Genomic DNA, 16,463 nt, shown 5'->3' on the forward strand with positions numbered 1-16,463 from the left:
CAGGCGCCAACAGCTTTTCGATCGGCGGGGCGTCTCTGGATGTAACATCGTCAATTGCTGGTCAAGTCAAAGTTGACGGTCGCGTTTCCCGGTTCGGCTTTCAAGCGAAGTTCGGAGTTTTCGCCGTAGTACTTTTTGGGAAGGCTTATATCGCCGGGCTTGATTTCTGACATCAAGCCATCAGCTTTTAGGTGGTCGGCCCGACCTTGGATTTCGACCCGATATTCGCCTGGGGCGAGCCAATCGTTATTGAGCGACATCTGGGCCTCGTAGTGGCCATTTTCGTCCGTGATGGCGGTCCCGCCGGGACCTTGATTAAGGGAAACGAAGGTCATGACGCTATTCGGCGCCGGATTGCCGTCAAAAGTCACGACGCCAGAGACATGCGAGTTGTCGCCGCTACTGCAACCTGCAAGCGTCACGCATGCGATTGACGCAAGCAAGAGCAGGGCGGTCCGACTACCTATCACTCGACTGCATTCCATATTGAATCATCCAGTTGCTGCGAAAAGAGCAGATATATTCTAAAAGACAAATCGACCAATCGTAGAATACGAAAGCGGGCCATGCGACTTGGTAATCCGCCATCCGCTCGGCGTGCGACTAATCGTACATCGCGAATGCTCATTCCAGAAGCTCTCTCCGCTTTGCTGACAGCGAAGAGAGCTTTGGCAAGATCACCCCAGCCGTATCCGCGGATAGGCTAGTGGGAACGGCTTACTCTTCATTGATGACATAACCGTCATTTCGGACGCACAATCGCTGATAGGTCCCGGAGTTGTTATCCACGGGATTGCCATTGCCGCTACTCCAAATCGTGTCGGAGATTAAGCGAACCGAACCGTCGCACATGGCGAAGTTGACGCCTCCGGGATGATAGCTAGAAGTTCCGCACATGGCGCTCCAGTAACTGTTCGGAATCCTATTCGGCGCGTATTCAGGCTGGAAACTGCACTGTCGTCCTTGCGTGTTCCCCTGGATTTTCTGAATGACCATGATCGACCCGCCGGCAGTCTTCGCTTTCTCGTCGTATCGACGTTCGCCGAAGAGGATCGTGTTGGAAGTTCCGTCGGTGATTTTGCTCATGTTGAGTTTCTTAAAGCCAACAATCGCTCCGGTAGGATTGAAGGTATTGGTTTCAAGCGGGTGGTTGATGTCATCGTCGAGGTAACCTGGTCCATAATTCGCCACGTAATTCGCTTTGGCGGCGATCACGTCTTCGTGTTCCCAGAGGCAATACCATTCCTTATAGGTACCATACGTATCTTGCCAGCCGCCGGTCGCACAAACTTCGGGCGTCAGCGCCGGACCAACGTCGCTCGGGCATGTGTAGCCATCGATCGAAGTGGCAAGCAGCTTTTTGTAGGCAGCTTGATCGGCCGCGTCGTTGTAACTGTCTCTGGCGCTCTTTTTCGACACGCCGAGCAAATCGTGCAACGGTTGCTGCTCGATGAACGGCAAGAGCAGCGCTCCCCAGCACCAAGGACTATCGACGTTATAGTCACCCTTGATGTATTGGACTAATTCAGGAAACCCGCCGAACGTGTCGTGATGGTTATGCGACGCCAGCGCGATCTGCTTCAGGTTGTTCGTACAGTTCATCCGGCGCGCCGCTTCTCGCGCTTGTTGGACCGCAGGCAGTAGCAGTGCGATCAAGACGCCGATGATCGCAATCACGACCAACAGCTCGACGAGGGTGAAACCGAGACGCGGCTTCGGCGCGACACGATTCGAATTTCGGCTTTGTTCTGACAGTTGCATGGTAGGGGGCTTTCACTATTTGGGTCTAACGCCGCGGCTGAATCAGCACGGAAAAGAAAAAAATGAAGTAGGTGGATATAGCCGGCGTTCGGTTGGGGTTACGGGGTTGACCAAGAATAATTGAAAAGAAAACTTGATTACCCCCAAATAGGAATCCACTGCGGGAGGTCGCAGTTCAAATCAAGAAAACTTGTTAGAAAGTTTGGGGACTGAGACAACGCCGTGTTCACGGACGCTAGGGGCTCCATAACGTGATTTATGGGGCGAGAGCGGGATCTGCGGCGTACGATTACTCGGTGGAGCGATCGATTGGAGAGAGCGCCATTTACAAGGGGGATGAGAATCCTGGCGGCGACAGCGGAAGCCCGCAGGAATCGCTCTTCCTCTGTGAATAGGGCGCTTGCCGGGCTCCTCCACGTTACGACGCACCGAACCGAGAGACCTTTGCGCCAGAAATTGGCTCTACTGATCGCGATCTGAAACAGGGAGATATGCTCGCGCAATGGAGGCCTTGGAGCGTGGCGCTGCGTACGGGAGTTCAGCTGGATCGCGGCGGCTCTTTGCAGATCAATCAGCCGAACATGTTGTTGCTAAAATTGCGTGCTAAAGTTGAGGGCGCCGTTCTCGGGACGGATCTAAGGGATGTAGCGGAAAGTAGGTGAATGTCGGTCGATCAGGCGACACCGGAAGGCGACCAGCGCCTTGGCTCTTGGGCCAAGTTGTCGTTGGTCGCGTTGGGAGTGGTCTACGGCGATATCGGCACTAGCCCTCTCTATGCGGTGCGTGAATGCTTTCGCGCCGAACACGCGGTCGCGGCCTCGCATGACCATGTCTTGGGAGTCCTCTCCCTTATTTTTTGGGCGCTGGCGATTGTCATATCGACCAAGTACCTCATCTTCATTCTGCAGGCAGACAATGAAGGAGAAGGGGGGATCCTGGCGCTGGCGGCGCTCGTCTCTTCCGACGAATCGAACGCGGGCTATCGCCGTTGGGCGATTTTCACGCTTGGCTTGCTAGGAGGAGCGTTGCTCTATGCCGACGGGATGATCACGCCGGCTATCTCGGTACTCAGCGCGGTCGAAGGACTTGAAGTAGCCGCTCCTGCGCTCGATCCCTATATCGAGCCGATCACAATTGCGATCCTCGTCGGCTTGTTCCTGTTCCAATCGCGCGGAACCGCGCGCGTCGGTACGGTGTTTGGTCCGATCATGTTGATCTGGTTCGCGACGTTGGCCTGTATGGGGATTCAGCAAATCATTCAAGCGCCGCAAGTTTTCCTGGCGATCAATCCGCTCTATGCGATTCGCCTATTGCTAGAAAATGGGCTGAGCGGCTATCTGGTATTGGGATCGGTATTTTTGGTGGTTACCGGCGGCGAAGCGCTGTACGCCGATATGGGCCATTTTGGCAAACAGCCGATCCGGATTAGTTGGTATTACGTCGTGCTGCCGGCGCTATTGCTCAACTATTTTGGCCAGGGCGCTTTTCTGTTAGAGCATCCCGAAGGCGCCAGGAATCCGTTCTATCTCATGGCGCCAGGTTGGGCGCTCTATCCGCTGGTGATTTTATCAACGATGGCCACCGTCATCGCGTCGCAGGCGGTCATCACTGGAGCCTTTTCGTTAACGTTACAAGCGGTGCAGTTGGGCTACAGTCCACGCATGACGATTCGGCATACGTCGGCCGAACAAATGGGGCAGATTTACATCCCCTTGGTCAATTGGGCGTTGATGTTCGCCTGCATCGGGTTGGTCCTCGGCTTCCGTTCGTCTGACAATCTGGCGGCGGCGTACGGCGTTGCGGTCACCATTACGATGGTGATCACGACGGTTCTCTTTTTTCTGCTAACGCGGATGCGTTGGAATTGGTCGCTGCCGGCGGCGCTGGGCGTTTGCGGAATCTTTCTGGCGGTGGACCTGGCGTTTTTGGGGGCGAACCTGTTCAAAATATCGAACGGGGGTTGGTTCCCTTTGCTGGTGGCCGGCGGCGCTTACACGTTGATGTCGACTTGGATGGCGGGCCAGCGGCTCTTGGCGAAGCGGCTGCGTGAGCGAGCGCTCTCCATCGAACTTTATATTGCCGATTTGATGAACGAGCCCCCGGTGCGCGTTTCTGGCGTTTCGATCTATTTGACCGGAAATCCGATCGGAACTCCTCCGGCGCTGCGGCACAATGTGCGACATAACAAAGTGCTGCACGAACAAATCGTCTTGCTGACGGTGGTGACCGCCAATGTGCCGCATGTGCGCCTGGCGAAACGAGTCGAGTTTGAAGAAATTGGCGAAGGGTTCTTTCGCATTCTGATCAACTACGGATTTATGGATACTCCCCATATCCCGCTGACGCTGGCGACATTGACCAACGCTCCGCTCAGCTTGCAGGGGGAAGACGTCACTTATTTTCTGGGGACCGAACGTCTGCTGGCGACCCACCGTCCTGGAATGGCCCTCTGGCGCGAGAAGCTGTTTGCGTGGATGTCGCGTAACGCGCAACCCGCGACCGCCTATTTTTATCTGCCGCCAGAGCAGGTGGTGGAGATCGGTTCGCAGGTGGAGCTCTAAACTGGACGATTTGCACCTTTCACCAGTCTCGGCGACTTTTGGGAGCGGACAGCGATTCGTATGCGGTTCGATTTGTTCAGACGCGTTCTATTTTCGCTTCTAGAGCTTTAACGCAGGCTGCTCTTTCAGAGCATCTTCTAAATAGACCAACAAGCGATCGATCTCCATCGCCGTCTCACGATCCAGTTCCCACGCATAAGGAGTTCGGCGTCGAACCGAAGAGAAGAGTCCTCGCTTTTGCAGAATATACTTTTCGATCGCCAAAAATCCGTCCAGCCCGGCTTGCAGTTGCAGAGCAACGATAGCGCAGATGGGGAAATAAATGCGATACGCCAACGGGTCATTCCCTTGGCGCAGCGCTCGCCACAACGCGACAATTCCGTCGAGCAGATCGACGCCAGGCATGGTCCCTTGAATTCCTCGCCGATAGCAGTCTATCAGCAAGATGCCGCCAGAGCCGTCGAAGATCTGCGCTTTGCCGCCGGTTTGCTCGCGCAAATCCGAGAGGTTCGGCCCGATGGGAGACGCTTCCGGTTTGAACAGGATTTTCGCGGCTCCAAACTCATCCACAAGCCGAGCGAAGAATGACGTCGAGATCGCGCGTCCCACATACGACGAAGCGTCTTGCACGATCAATGGCAAGTCGACGCGCCGCGCAAGTTGTGAAAAGTAGTCCCACAGCGCCGCTTCCGGTAGAGCGACGCTGATCGGCGGTATCGCCATGATCGCGCTGCATCCGCAGCGCGCGGCGTGCTCGCCATACTCAACTGCCTGGCGCGTTGTTTCGGCGCCGACGCTGGCGATCACCGTGCCGCGGCCTGCGGTCATCGAGACCATCATCTCGGCCAGATCACAGCGCTCTGACGGCGAGAGTCGTAAGACTTCGGAGACCATCGCCGAGCAAACGCCATCGGCGCCAACCTCAAAGATCCAATCGATCTCTTGTTGCAAGATGTCGACGTCGATCGTCTCATCGTCACGTAGCGGCGCGTGCAATACCGGAAGCACCCCTTGGATGGAACTGGTCATCGAGCTTTCTCTATCGTGGAATTTTCAGGAAGCGTTTGGCGAGAGCTAGGCGTTTTGCAGGAGGGGACTCAATTCGGTAGGTGTCGCCAAGCGGTGCACCAATTGCGACATCGCTTCGATCGTCAATTCCAACGCTCCCAAATCAAACGGCGTTTGCATCACCGGATAGATGTCGTGATGGTAAAGCGGGGCAGGCGTCAAATAGCCGATCGATCCGTTCACCAGATTCATACAAACGATCGTTTGATCCGGAAACCGTCGGCGGAGCTCGACTTGCAAGGCCGAATACGATTCGGCCATGCTGCCGATCAAAATCGCATCCCCCAGCTTCCAGGCCCAAATTGGTAACGTGAACGTATCGTCATCTCCCAAGGCGATGCGGATGTCACGTTTGCGGCGCAGTCGCTCGGCGATCGCTCGATTGGGGCACGCGATCCGCTGACGTTCTAACTCGGCGGCCGACGGCCAGTCTTTCAGCGGTACTTCGACGCTCGCCTGAAGCGCACGCAACTGCGTGTTAGGAGATGTCGGCGCGTGACGCCAGACCGCCAAAGGAGCGCCTGATTCCACTACCTTTTGGTAGGCTAACTGGGCGCCAACCGGTTCCATATTTTCTAACGTGGCCAAAGCGGCGTAAGCCAATTCGCGTCCATGGCGATCGACCGTCTCGGTGTCGGCGACATATTGATAGCGGGGCGCAAGGTCACCGGAAGCGCCTTGCATAAACAGAGCCGCGGCGCCGGTCTGCTGCGTGATCGTTTCGCGCATCGCGCCGATATAGTCGGGAGAAATTGCTCGATTCTCCCACGCCAAGGTGGTCGGATGGCATGCGTAGTTCACTACCACGCCGCGCATTTTTCCGGTGATGTCGGTCAGCCGGCCGACGAGCAATGTGTTATCGGCGTGACCTTGCGGGTTGAATCCGCACAGAATCCGATCGGTATTGACGCTGGGATCGGTCAGATCGCGATTGGTCGCCAAATTGCATTGACCTGTCTGCCAGTCTAGCGTCGCGGCGAACGAATGGTCGAGCGCCGCTTGAATCACTTCGATCATCACGCGTTGGGTTCGTTCTAACCAGTGCTGCTGAACTGCTTGACCAGGCAAGCCTGGATCAAGTTTCACCAACGGCGGCGATGCATGAGTGTGAGTGATGCCAAACAGGAAATCTTCAGGCGCCAGCGAAAACTCTTTTAAAACGCAGGCTTGAAACTCTTGAAATGTTTCCAGCGTTTGCCACCAACCGAGATCGGCGTCGATATAGACCAGCGGCGAAGAATTGTGGTCCGCTTGCAGCGTCAGCGCAGTAATGGTGAGCGGGCGGTGGATCGATTCGGCGACATCATGTTCCGCAGCGCCCCAGCAGCGTGAGTAGACGCCGATCGGCGGAGTAATATCGGCCGTCGCAATCCCTGCGTAACCTGACCAGGCGGCGTGGGAGAAAGAAGTCGTTGCTGTTGCGGAGTTGCTCATATCGCTTGCTTTCTGAAAAACAGTCGCAGCCGCTTGTTACCAATCTCCGACGCTGCCGTCTGCGTAGAAGACGCGCTGCAGCAGCTCTTGTTGGAACGGATGCCGCTTGATTTCTTCCTCATTGATGTTGATTCCCAGGCCGGGACGCTGATTCGGCTTAACGGTTCGCGTCTTCGGATCAATTTGAAACCCTTCGTCGACCACTTCGTAGCGCCAAGGAACGTCGTTTTGCACCGACTCGCAGATGATATAGCTGGGTTGCGAAAAGCCGAACTCCAACGACGCAGCGGTGCTGACCGGCCCTTGCGGGTTGTGCGGCGCCAGCGCGATTCGATACGCTTCGGCCAGCGCCGCGATCCGTCGCGCTTCGCTTAGTCCGCCGCAATGCGTGATGTCGAGCTGGCAGATTTCACACGCTTGGGCGGCGAACAGATCGCGAAACGCCGCTAAGTGATTCAGCCGTTCGCCGGTCGCAATCGGCGTCGCGACGGCGGCGTTAATTTTCGCGAGGCCCTCAATCGATTCGGGCCAGCAAGGCTCTTCGAAGAAGTACAGGTCATACGGCTCCAGCGCTTTTGCGAACTTCATTCCCATCGCCGGCGAAGGACGGGCGTGACAGTCGACCATGATGTCGATATCAGGGCCAACCGCATCGCGCATCGCTTCGACGCAAGCGACTGCGGCGCGAACCGGTTTGGCGCCTTCAATTGGCATGGTCGGCGGAACGGCCATCGACTTGAACGCCGAGTAGCCATGTTCGACCGCTTCGATCGCCAGGTCGGCGAACTGCTTGGCGTTGTCGACCGGCGTTTCGTAGAAGTCTTCCATGCGACCGCCGCCCAGATGCGAATAAAGTCGGATGGAGTCACGGACCGGACCTCCCCACAGCTTGTGACAAGGGACGTTGTGCACTTTGCCGAGAATATCCCACAGCGCAAGATCGACGCCGGCCAGCGCCGTCGCGCGGACGATGCCTGTGCCGTGCCAGAAGTGTTGTCGCCACATCATCTGCCATAGATATTCGATGCGCGTCGGGTCTTCGCCGATCAGCAGTTGCGCCAAGTCTTCAATCGCGCCGACGACGCTGCGCGTATGCCACTCAAGGGTCGCTTCTCCCCAACCGATCAAGCCAGGTTGGTCGGTCGTGATTTTGACGAAGACCCAATTGCGCATCCGAGCGTGGCAAACCAAGGTTTCGACGCGGGTAATTTTCATGCGATTTAGAACACCACTCCCGAGAACGTAATGAACAACGCGGCCATAACGACGACGAACAATCCCCACCAAGTGACGACGCTCGTGTACCAGTGATCGCCAAGGTTGTTGAACAGATTTAAGCGAGACCAGTTGAAAGTCAGCTGATCGGTGATTTGGTCTGCCCGCGGCGGCGCCGTCGCCAAGCTGACGCCGATGCAAACGGCGACGCACAGCAACCAATTGATCGCCGCTTGATTCCAATAAGGACTCAGCCAGGCCGGCGCGCTCGGATCGAAGTGCAGGTAAAGCTTCATCAAGATCCCTGAAGCGAAGCCGATGCAGATCGCCGATAATGCTCCGGCCGAATTGATGCGCCGCCAGAGAATCCCGAGTAAGAAAACGGCGGCGAACGGCGGAGCGAAGAACGCGTAGAGCGATTGCGCGTATTCAAACAGGCTCCCTCCGATCTCGCCGACAAATCCGCCCAGTGTAATCGCGATCGCCAGGACGACGATCGAACTAATCACGCCGACGCGGACCAGTTGCTTGTCGCTGGCCTCGGGAACCAACAGCCGCTTGTAGATATCGAGCGTCAGGATCGTCGACGTCGAGTTGAGCACCGAGTTGATTGTCGATTGAATCGCGCCAAAGAGCGCCGCCAAAAGCAGTCCTCGCAGGCCGGCGGGAATCAATGTTTGAATCAGGCTGACGTAACCCTGATCGGCCGCCGGTTTCACTTCGTCCCAGGGGCGAAGCATGATTTCGGGATGGAGCGCGAAGAGCACCATCCCGGGCAAGACCGAAATCAGCGGGAAGAAGACCTTCACCCAGCCGGCCAACACGATTCCCATGCGCGCATGGTATTCATCTTTGGCGCCCAGCACGCGCTGGATCATGAATTGATTGAGTACGTTGTACCAAACGCCGACCGAGAGGAGCAATGGAATCAAGCTGATCGTCGGCGTGATTGGATGGGTGACGCCTTGATAGAGGGACAAGCGATTGTAGGAATCGCCGTTGGTGAGATGCGTCAGATGTCGATTCACCGCTTCCGCCCATTGGCCTTCTTTCCCTTGGTTGCGCTCCAGCATCAAGGTAAAGCCGTCCCAGATCGAGCCCTCTGCGCCGGCCAGCGCTTGCAGACCCAGCACGCTGACGAGCACTCCCCCAAGGATCATCACGACGACTGTAAAGAGATCGGTCCATGCGACGCTCGATAGCCCGCCGTAAATCGCCCAGACGCCGGCGACAATTCCCAGCGTGATGATCGAGAACCACAGACTCCAACCAAACAAGCTTTGCAACGCCAGTCCGCCGCCATACAAGACGGTCGCTAGAAAGGCGACCACGTTGCTCAGCACCGTGACAAAAGCGAACATCTGCCGGATCGAAAGACTGAATCGCTTCTCAAGAAACTCGGGTATCGTAAATACCTTGGTCGCCAGCAAAAAGGGAATAAAGAACCAGATCAATAGCGAGAAGGTGACGACATTCGCCCACTCCATCAGCGAGACGCAGACGCCGAACACGACTGCCGAGCCGATCATGCCGATAAAGTGTTCGCTGCTGATATTGGAAGCGATAAACGACCCGCCGACGACATACCAAGGGAGTTTTCTGCCTGCCAAAAAATAGTCTTGGCTGCTCGCTTGTTCTCCTCGTCCGGCCCAAAATCCGATCATTCCCAGCATCACAAAGAAGCCGGCGAAGACGACGTAGTCCCAGAAGTCGAGTGAAAACGAAGGCATGAACCAGGGGTCTCGTAGATAGCGGAAAGAGCAAACGATCGGTCGATCGCCGGATGGACTGCTCAGGCGGCGACTTCGCCGCCTGAGCAAGTTGTCATAACGATCTCAAGAACAACCGCGTATCGAAGCGTTAGCTGGCGCGACCGAAGTTGGGCACCTTCAGTTGCTCGCCACCCTTGAGGGCCGATTGATGAGCGACAATCCCCGGCGCCGTGAAAGCGACCGCTTCGTAGACGTCGACGGCCGGACGGCGATTATTGGCCACGGCGTCAATAAACTCGTTCGTGATAAACGGATGTGAGCCTTCGTGGCCGCTTCCATGTCGCAACGGGGCCGGCAGCATGTCGGTCTTCCAGAACTCAGGAATTTGGTATTGCTCGAAGGCAGGCAAGCTGCGGACGAACCCGGCGTCATCTTTTTCGGTTTGCTGACCGCTGCGAATGATCACTGGACCTTGCCCGTTCGGAGTGTGCCCGTAGAAGCTCATCTTGTCGCCGATCCATTCGGCTCGTTCGCCGCCGCGATGGGCGCCTTTCCACCAAACTCGGACGTTAAAAGCCAGTCCCGATTCGGTTTTGAACATCGCCGATTCGTTCCAAAACGGATTGTTGTAGGCGTTGTCTTTGAGCGAAGGCGAATCGTCTCCCCAGCCTTGGCACATCACTTCGGTCAGGCGCTCGCCGGTCACGCCTACATAGTGAGCGGTGCAGTGCGTAGGGTAATTCATCGGCGGAAAACCATAACGCCAAGTGCGTTTTCCGTTCTCATGGAACAACGAATCGAGTCCGTCATGCTGATATTCCGATTCACAGTAGATCAGGTTGCCGAACTTGCCTTCCTGATACATCTGGCGAGCCGAGATCGTACTTTGCTGCCAATAGCTGGTTTCGGCCATCATAAAGCTCAGCCCGGTCCGCTTGACCGTCTCGATCAGCTCTTCGCATTCTTCCAGATTCATCGCGGCGGGGACGGCGCAAAGGACATGCTTGCCGGCGTTGAGCGCGGCGACGCTATGTCTTACATGATCGGGCGCAGGCGTAAAGATCGCCACCGCGTCCATGTCTTTCGCTTGGGCGAGCATCGCTTCGAGCGAGTCGTATTTCGTCTCGCATTTGTAGGTCTTACTTAGCGCCTCTAGACGTTCTGGCCGCAGTTCGGCGACCCCGGTCACTTCGCACAGGGGATGCTCGTGAAACTGAAAGCCGAGGCCAAAGCGACCGCCGACGATGCCGACCCGAACCTTCTTGGGCTTTGATTCGGCGGCATGCAGAGAGCTAGGCGACAGGAGACCGGCGCCGGCCGCCAAGCCGCCGGTCGCTTGTAGAAAGGAGCGGCGCGTGACCGGGGAAGCGCCGCTAGCAGGTAGGCGATCAGCAAAATCGGCGGAATTCATGGGCATGGTTCCTTGGCGATGAAAGTTTGGGGGCCGCGTCAAAAGTTGCCGGCGAAAGTCAATTGACGCTTTTTGGCGCCAATGTCAAAAAGTTAGTTGCGGTTGGTGCCAATGTCAAGTAAGCTCTGGAAAGTTCAAGTCGAATTCAGCAAATTCCTGTCTTTTGAATTTGATGGGGACACAGCACAGAGAGTGAAACGCCCTTTCCCGCAAGGTTGATCTATTCATCGAGTCTAATTTTTCCAATCGGAGTGCTGATGATGAATTCTCGCTATCGCAATCGTTCTGGATTTACCCTCGTCGAGTTGTTGGTCGTTATCGCGATCATCGGCGTTCTGATCGCTCTGCTGTTGCCGGCTGTCCAGCAGGCGCGCGAAGCGGCTCGGCGAATGTCTTGCAGCAATAATATGAAGCAGCTTGGTCTGGCGCTGCACAACTATCATGATACGCACCAGTCGTTCCCGTTTGGTTCGCGGCATCTCTTTGAAAGTTCATGGATGCTGTCGATTTTGCCGCAAGTCGAACAGTCGTCGGTGTTCGATCAGTTGGAATACGGAGATTTCTCCGGCTATCCCAACGGCGCGAACGGCACGCTGCTCAATAATTGGACGCCTAATTTTAATTGGTGTCCGTCGAGTCCCGCTAACCGACTTAATAAGCGGGATGACTATGACAATCGGTTCTCGACAACTTCGTATGTTGGCGTTTCGGGAGCGACGACCAGTGCGACGGATTCGACCGACCCGACGGGAGCAGGGCGTTGCGGTTCCGGCACGCAAGGCTACGCTTGCGCAAATGGGATGATGGTTGCCAATATGGTGACCAAAATGCGCGACGCAACCGACGGGCTGACGAATACGCTCATCGTGGCGGAACAGTCCGCAATGGGGAAGAACAGCACCGGCGGATTGGCCGACATTCGTTCGAGTTATGAATGGGGATGCTGGGGCGGAGTAGGCGCGACGGTTCCGCCGCCGCAAGCTGGAGCGACTGGCGACTCCTATACCTGGGCCACAACGCCGTGGTCGCGTAATACCACCACGATTCGTTTCCCGATTGGTACGCTCATCGAAGGAAGCGGGAACCATACCGACGGAACCAATAGCGCCATCCATTCAGAGCATCCTGGCGGAGCGCTTGCCTTACGCGGAGATGGCAGCGTCGCCTTCGCCGCCGAAACGATGGATATGGCGGCTTTGCGAAACCTTTGCATTCGTGACGATGGCAACGTCATCTCCACACCGCTTTAGCGGATGCTTGAAGTGATCGTATTTTGCGATGATCGACGAGGAGAGAATCTAGATCGCGAAGGAAATCCCCTCCCTTGAGAAGATTTCCTTCCTCGTGCGATAAAGTCTGTCGCCGAAATGTGAAGACGATGGCATAGCGTCCCCTACTTGAATCAGACACAGGATGAATTGCGATGCAATTAAGTTTCGTAAGTTTTGAGTGGTTGAAACCCCGCAGGTTTTTCGTCGCAACATGTTTGCTCGGAATATATGCGCTCTCGGGATGCTCGCAGAGGAGTGCGTTTGAATCGTCGGTCGTCGGCAAGGTAACGCTCGACGATAAGCCGGTCCCCCAAGGAGCCATCGTATTGATTGATCAGACGGGGAAGTTAGCGACGTCCGCTCTGGAGCCAGACGGCGGTTATTCGCTCCGGTGTTCGCCTGGCACGTATCACATCGCGATTTCTCCGCCGCCTCCGGCTGATCCATTTGCACCGAAGTCGGCGGAGACGCAGCTAGATGTAGTAAAGATTCCCTCGAAGTATCGTGACGTCGGCACAAGCGGACTCACGATCGACGTGAAGGAAGGCGAAAATACGCTTGATGTTCAACTGGTGGCCGCGCCCCAGCGAAGATGAACTCTCCTTTCTCGTCGGCATGATTTCCTGTCGCGGTGGGATTGGTTTAACGCATTTTTAAAATATAAGTTGCGGCGATATTGCGATATGCAAAGGAAAAAATATCGCCAACAAATGAGCGAGCACTTGGTTCGCGCCAGTGGAAAGTTTTCTCACAAGATTGATCTAATCATCGAGTCTTATTTTCTCAATCGGAGTGCTGATGATGAATTCTCGCTATCGCAATCGTTCTGGATTTACCCTCGTCGAATTGTTGGTCGTCATTGCGATCATCGGCGTTCTGATCGCACTGCTGTTGCCGGCCGTTCAGCAGGCGCGGGAAGCGGCGCGACGAATGTCTTGCAGCAATAACATGAAGCAGATCGGCCTGGCGCTGCACAACTATCATGATACGTTCGGCTCGTTTCCGGCCGGAGGGATTTCTAATATCTCGACCGAGAGCAGCGGCTTCTGCTCGATGGCGCCGTCAGGAGGCGGAGGGATTTCTTTTTCCCAGGCTCCTTGGACCGTTTTGATCTTGCCGTTTATGGAAGAGAATGCGCGCTACGATAATTTCAATTTTGGCGCCGGGTTTATCTCGATCCAAGACGCCAGCGCGTTCGGTAACGCGGATGCCGCGAATCGGACCGAATGGTTTCGCAATTGCGCCAAGTACCAATGCGATTCCGATCCGAACAGCAACGAGGAAACTCGTTCGAACAATTACTTTGGCGTTCAAGGGGGCGAAACGCCGTTCTGTTCCAACAGCGCCGGAGTCCGAGTCTGGAACAAAGATGGAATGATCTTTCACAATTCCAATACTAGGTTTCGTGACGCTCTAGATGGAACGACGAATGTTTTTTTGGTCGGCGAAACAAACGTTCAATCGACTTTGTTATCGAATCCGTCGCCGCTGCAATATTATTCGTGGTCTTCCAGCGACTGGCCCCGCAGCGTTGGCGAGCCCTCCCAGGTCGCTTCGGCGTTGCTGCCGATCAACACCGCCGATCCCAGCCCCAGCGCAGGGCATAAATTTGACGTGCAGTCGCGGACATTCGGCAGTTTCCACCCCGGCGGATGTCAATTTGCAATGGCGGACGCATCGGTCCATTTCATTCCAGAAACTGTCGACTTGACGATTTATCGCACGCTTGCCAAACGGGCTGATGGATTGCCGGTCGGTGGTTTTAGCTTCTAAGCCTTTTCGTTCCTTTCCTTTCTCTTTCTGCTCGATTGGGGGCAAGTTCGCTATGCGCCAACGATTTCGATACGTATCGGGGACACTTGTCTGTATGTTGCTGCTATTCGCGATGAACGGCTGCGATTTTGGCTCTGACGAATTAAAGCGGTATGCAATGTCGGGGACCGTCACCTATGACGGCAAACCGATTCCGTTTGGGGAAATCACCTTCACGCCGGATACGACGCAAGGAAATTCTGGTCCCGGGGCAGTGGCCACCATTCTCGAAGGGGCGTACCATGTGACAGGAGAAAAAGGGTTAATCGGTGGTCCGCATGTGATCTCCATCACCGGCTATACCGGCGTGCCTGACAATGGGGCGGTGATGGCGGGAACTGCTTCGCAGCCGAAGCCGCTCTTCGCTCGCTATTCGACTAGTGATGATTTGCCGCTCGAAAACACGACGCTTGACGTCGAAGTCCCAAAGAAGCGATAAATTCGCCGATTACGATGTCCATTACGACTTATATTTATGAAGACCTAAAGGCTCGGCTTTCTTCCAGTCAGGAATTGCCGGTTCAGCTGACGCTCGAATCACTCGCCGATTTTTATGAGGTCAGCTTTTCGCCGGTGCGCTCGGCTGTGAATCGGCTGATCAAACAAGGCTTGATTGAAAAGGGAGATGACAGACGTCTGACCCCCAAAGCGACGCGCAAACGTTCGCAAGCCAAGGAGCATGATCAAGCGCTGCCGGCGCCTCCGCAAGACATGTACGAATTGATCGCCAACGATTTCGTCCGGCTCAGCTTAGAGGGCGTCGCGATCGACTTGCGCGAAGAAGCGACCGCCAAGCAATATGGCATCAGTCGTTCAGCTTTGCGGATCATCTTCAATCGACTCGCCGGCGCCGGGCTGATCGAGCATATTCCGCGTTGCGGTTGGCGTTTGCGTCCCTTTTTACAAAAAGACATGCAGGCGTTCTTGGAAGTTCGCGAACTGTTAGAACTGAAGGCGCTCGATTTGGCCAAGTTGCATCTTGTCACCGAAGACTTGCAAGCGATCTTGGCCGGAAACATTTTGCCGGCCTCCAAAAAAGAACATCCTCAAATCGATAATTCGCTGCACGCTTATATCATCGAAAAAGCGGACAACATCTACATCCAAGACTTTTTCCAGCGACAGGGGAAATACTATGGCATCCTGTTTGATTGGGAAGAAATGGACCGTCAAGCGGCGATCGAAACGGTCGAGCAGCATCAGGCGATTCTTCACGCGCTGATCAAGAAGAACTGGTCCGCCGCACGCAAAGCGCTCTCTTTCCACATCCAGAACAATCACCCGGTGCTCAGCAAGATTCGTCCTTCCGCCGAAACGTAGGTCGCACCGATCGCGATACGACGACAAAAAAAGGGAAGCGGCGACTGGCGCGGCTTCCCGGGGTTGGTTCGACTTAAAGCGATGCGCAAAATCGCCCGACGCCTATTTCGCTTTATCAGCGGCGACTTTCTTCACCGCTGCGACCACTTCGGCTGGTTCGGCGCGATCGGTGTAGTCGGCGTTCAAAAACGCATAGCGAATCTTGCCGTTGGTATCGATCACATAGGTGGCCGAAAGAGGCAACTCCATCGCGTCGCTGCCGTTGACCTCGGCCAGTTTTAAGCGATCGCGATAGAGGGGAAGGATCGACGCGGGCAGTTCAAAGACCAGGCCATATTTCCGCGCAGTCGCGTTATTCTTGTCATGCAACGCGACAAAGTTGAGGTCGTTCGCTTCCGCCGTTTCCTTCGCTTTTTCCGGTAGTTCGGGAGTCAACACAATCAGCTTGGCGCCAGCGCCTTCGATTGCTTTCAGTTCCTTCTGCATCGCGCGCAGCTGTAAATTGCAGTAAGGGCACCAGCCTCCGCGATACCACATCAGCACCACGGGACCTTCGCTCCACATTTCGCTTAGGCGAACCGTCTTCCCGTTCCAGCCGGTTAGCTCAGCGTCGATCGCGGCGTCACCCACTTGTTTCGCCGACTTTTCGACACCCGAAGCGCGAACCGTTTCCACAGCGTCACGCATCACTTTCAGCATCTCCGGCGGAAATCGTTTGCCGGCTTCCTCAGACTTTTGTTTCAACTGTTCTTTCAAGGTTTGCGGTTGGTTCTCTTGACCCATCGCCGCATGAACAAATATTGCCGCCATCATCAAGCATCCAAACAGGGTAGATTTTTGCATGACTGGTAACCTTCGATCGAAGTGTTGAGTGGGGACGTCCAACTGGAAGGAACTT

General features: G+C 55.6%; 14 protein-coding genes. 6 read left to right on the forward strand and 8 right to left on the reverse strand.

Going from position 1 to position 16,463, the window contains the following annotated elements:
* Positions 1–50: 50 nt before the first annotated feature.
* Complete coding sequence (locus M4951_RS02595) at positions 51–485, reverse strand: carboxypeptidase-like regulatory domain-containing protein (RefSeq protein ID WP_262024927.1); 435 nt, start codon at positions 483–485, stop codon at positions 51–53.
* 232 nt (positions 486–717) lie between these two features.
* A complete protein-coding gene (locus tag M4951_RS02600; protein ID WP_262024928.1) occupies positions 718–1,761 on the reverse strand; it encodes a DUF1559 domain-containing protein in 1,044 nt (347 codons plus the stop codon).
* A 662-nt stretch (positions 1,762–2,423) separates the two neighbouring features.
* Here M4951_RS02600 and M4951_RS02605 point away from each other — a divergent pair.
* Positions 2,424–4,322, forward strand: a complete 1,899-nt coding sequence (locus M4951_RS02605; protein WP_262024929.1) for a potassium transporter Kup — start codon at positions 2,424–2,426, stop codon at positions 4,320–4,322.
* A gap of 99 nt (positions 4,323–4,421) precedes the next feature.
* Here the strand turns inward: M4951_RS02605 and M4951_RS02610 are convergent, their stop codons facing one another.
* From M4951_RS02610 to M4951_RS02630, 5 genes are all read right to left on the reverse strand, one after another.
* Positions 4,422–5,351 (reverse strand): dihydrodipicolinate synthase family protein, encoded by a 930-nt coding sequence (locus M4951_RS02610; protein WP_262024930.1) that lies wholly within the window; start codon positions 5,349–5,351, stop codon positions 4,422–4,424.
* 45 nt (positions 5,352–5,396) lie between these two features.
* Complete coding sequence (locus M4951_RS02615) at positions 5,397–6,824, reverse strand: alkaline ceramidase (RefSeq protein WP_262024931.1); 1,428 nt, start codon at positions 6,822–6,824, stop codon at positions 5,397–5,399.
* Positions 6,825–6,860: 36 nt separating this feature from the next.
* On the reverse strand, positions 6,861–8,039 hold the full coding sequence (dgoD, locus tag M4951_RS02620; protein WP_262024932.1) for a galactonate dehydratase: 1,179 nt from the start codon (positions 8,037–8,039) through the stop codon (positions 6,861–6,863).
* A gap of 5 nt (positions 8,040–8,044) precedes the next feature.
* Complete coding sequence (locus M4951_RS02625) at positions 8,045–9,769, reverse strand: SLC5 family protein (RefSeq protein ID WP_262024933.1); 1,725 nt, start codon at positions 9,767–9,769, stop codon at positions 8,045–8,047.
* A 130-nt stretch (positions 9,770–9,899) separates the two neighbouring features.
* Positions 9,900–11,162, reverse strand: coding sequence for a Gfo/Idh/MocA family protein (locus M4951_RS02630; RefSeq protein ID WP_262024934.1), 1,263 nt, complete (start codon positions 11,160–11,162; stop codon positions 9,900–9,902).
* Positions 11,163–11,419: 257 nt separating this feature from the next.
* On the opposite strand from M4951_RS02630, the gene M4951_RS02635 reads away from it, so the two are divergent.
* The 5 genes from M4951_RS02635 to M4951_RS02655 all read left to right on the forward strand — a co-directional run bounded on the left by M4951_RS02635 (position 11,420) and on the right by M4951_RS02655 (position 15,565).
* Entirely contained in the window at positions 11,420–12,412 is a 993-nt protein-coding gene (locus M4951_RS02635; RefSeq protein ID WP_262024935.1) for a DUF1559 domain-containing protein, read from the forward strand.
* 236 nt (positions 12,413–12,648) lie between these two features.
* Positions 12,649–13,029 carry a hypothetical protein gene (locus M4951_RS02640; RefSeq protein WP_262024936.1) on the forward strand — a complete coding sequence of 127 codons (381 nt, stop codon included), beginning with the start codon at positions 12,649–12,651 and terminating at the stop codon, positions 13,027–13,029.
* 202 nt (positions 13,030–13,231) lie between these two features.
* The gene (locus M4951_RS02645; RefSeq protein ID WP_262024937.1) at positions 13,232–14,206 is read left to right on the forward strand and encodes a DUF1559 domain-containing protein; all 975 of its coding nucleotides are present in this window, start codon (positions 13,232–13,234) and stop codon (positions 14,204–14,206) included.
* A gap of 94 nt (positions 14,207–14,300) precedes the next feature.
* Entirely contained in the window at positions 14,301–14,684 is a 384-nt protein-coding gene (locus M4951_RS02650) for a hypothetical protein (RefSeq protein WP_262024938.1), read from the forward strand.
* A 14-nt stretch (positions 14,685–14,698) separates the two neighbouring features.
* Positions 14,699–15,565, forward strand: a complete 867-nt coding sequence (locus M4951_RS02655) for a GntR family transcriptional regulator (protein ID WP_262024939.1) — start codon at positions 14,699–14,701, stop codon at positions 15,563–15,565.
* A 102-nt stretch (positions 15,566–15,667) separates the two neighbouring features.
* On the opposite strand, the gene M4951_RS02660 is transcribed toward M4951_RS02655, so the two are convergent.
* Complete coding sequence (locus M4951_RS02660; RefSeq protein ID WP_410050419.1) at positions 15,668–16,408, reverse strand: peroxiredoxin-like family protein; 741 nt, start codon at positions 16,406–16,408, stop codon at positions 15,668–15,670.
* Between the last annotated feature and the right edge of the window lie 55 nt (positions 16,409–16,463).

The organism is Blastopirellula sp. J2-11, from assembly GCF_024584705.1.
In the GTDB taxonomy this organism is placed as follows: Bacteria; Planctomycetota; Planctomycetia; order Pirellulales; family Pirellulaceae; genus Blastopirellula.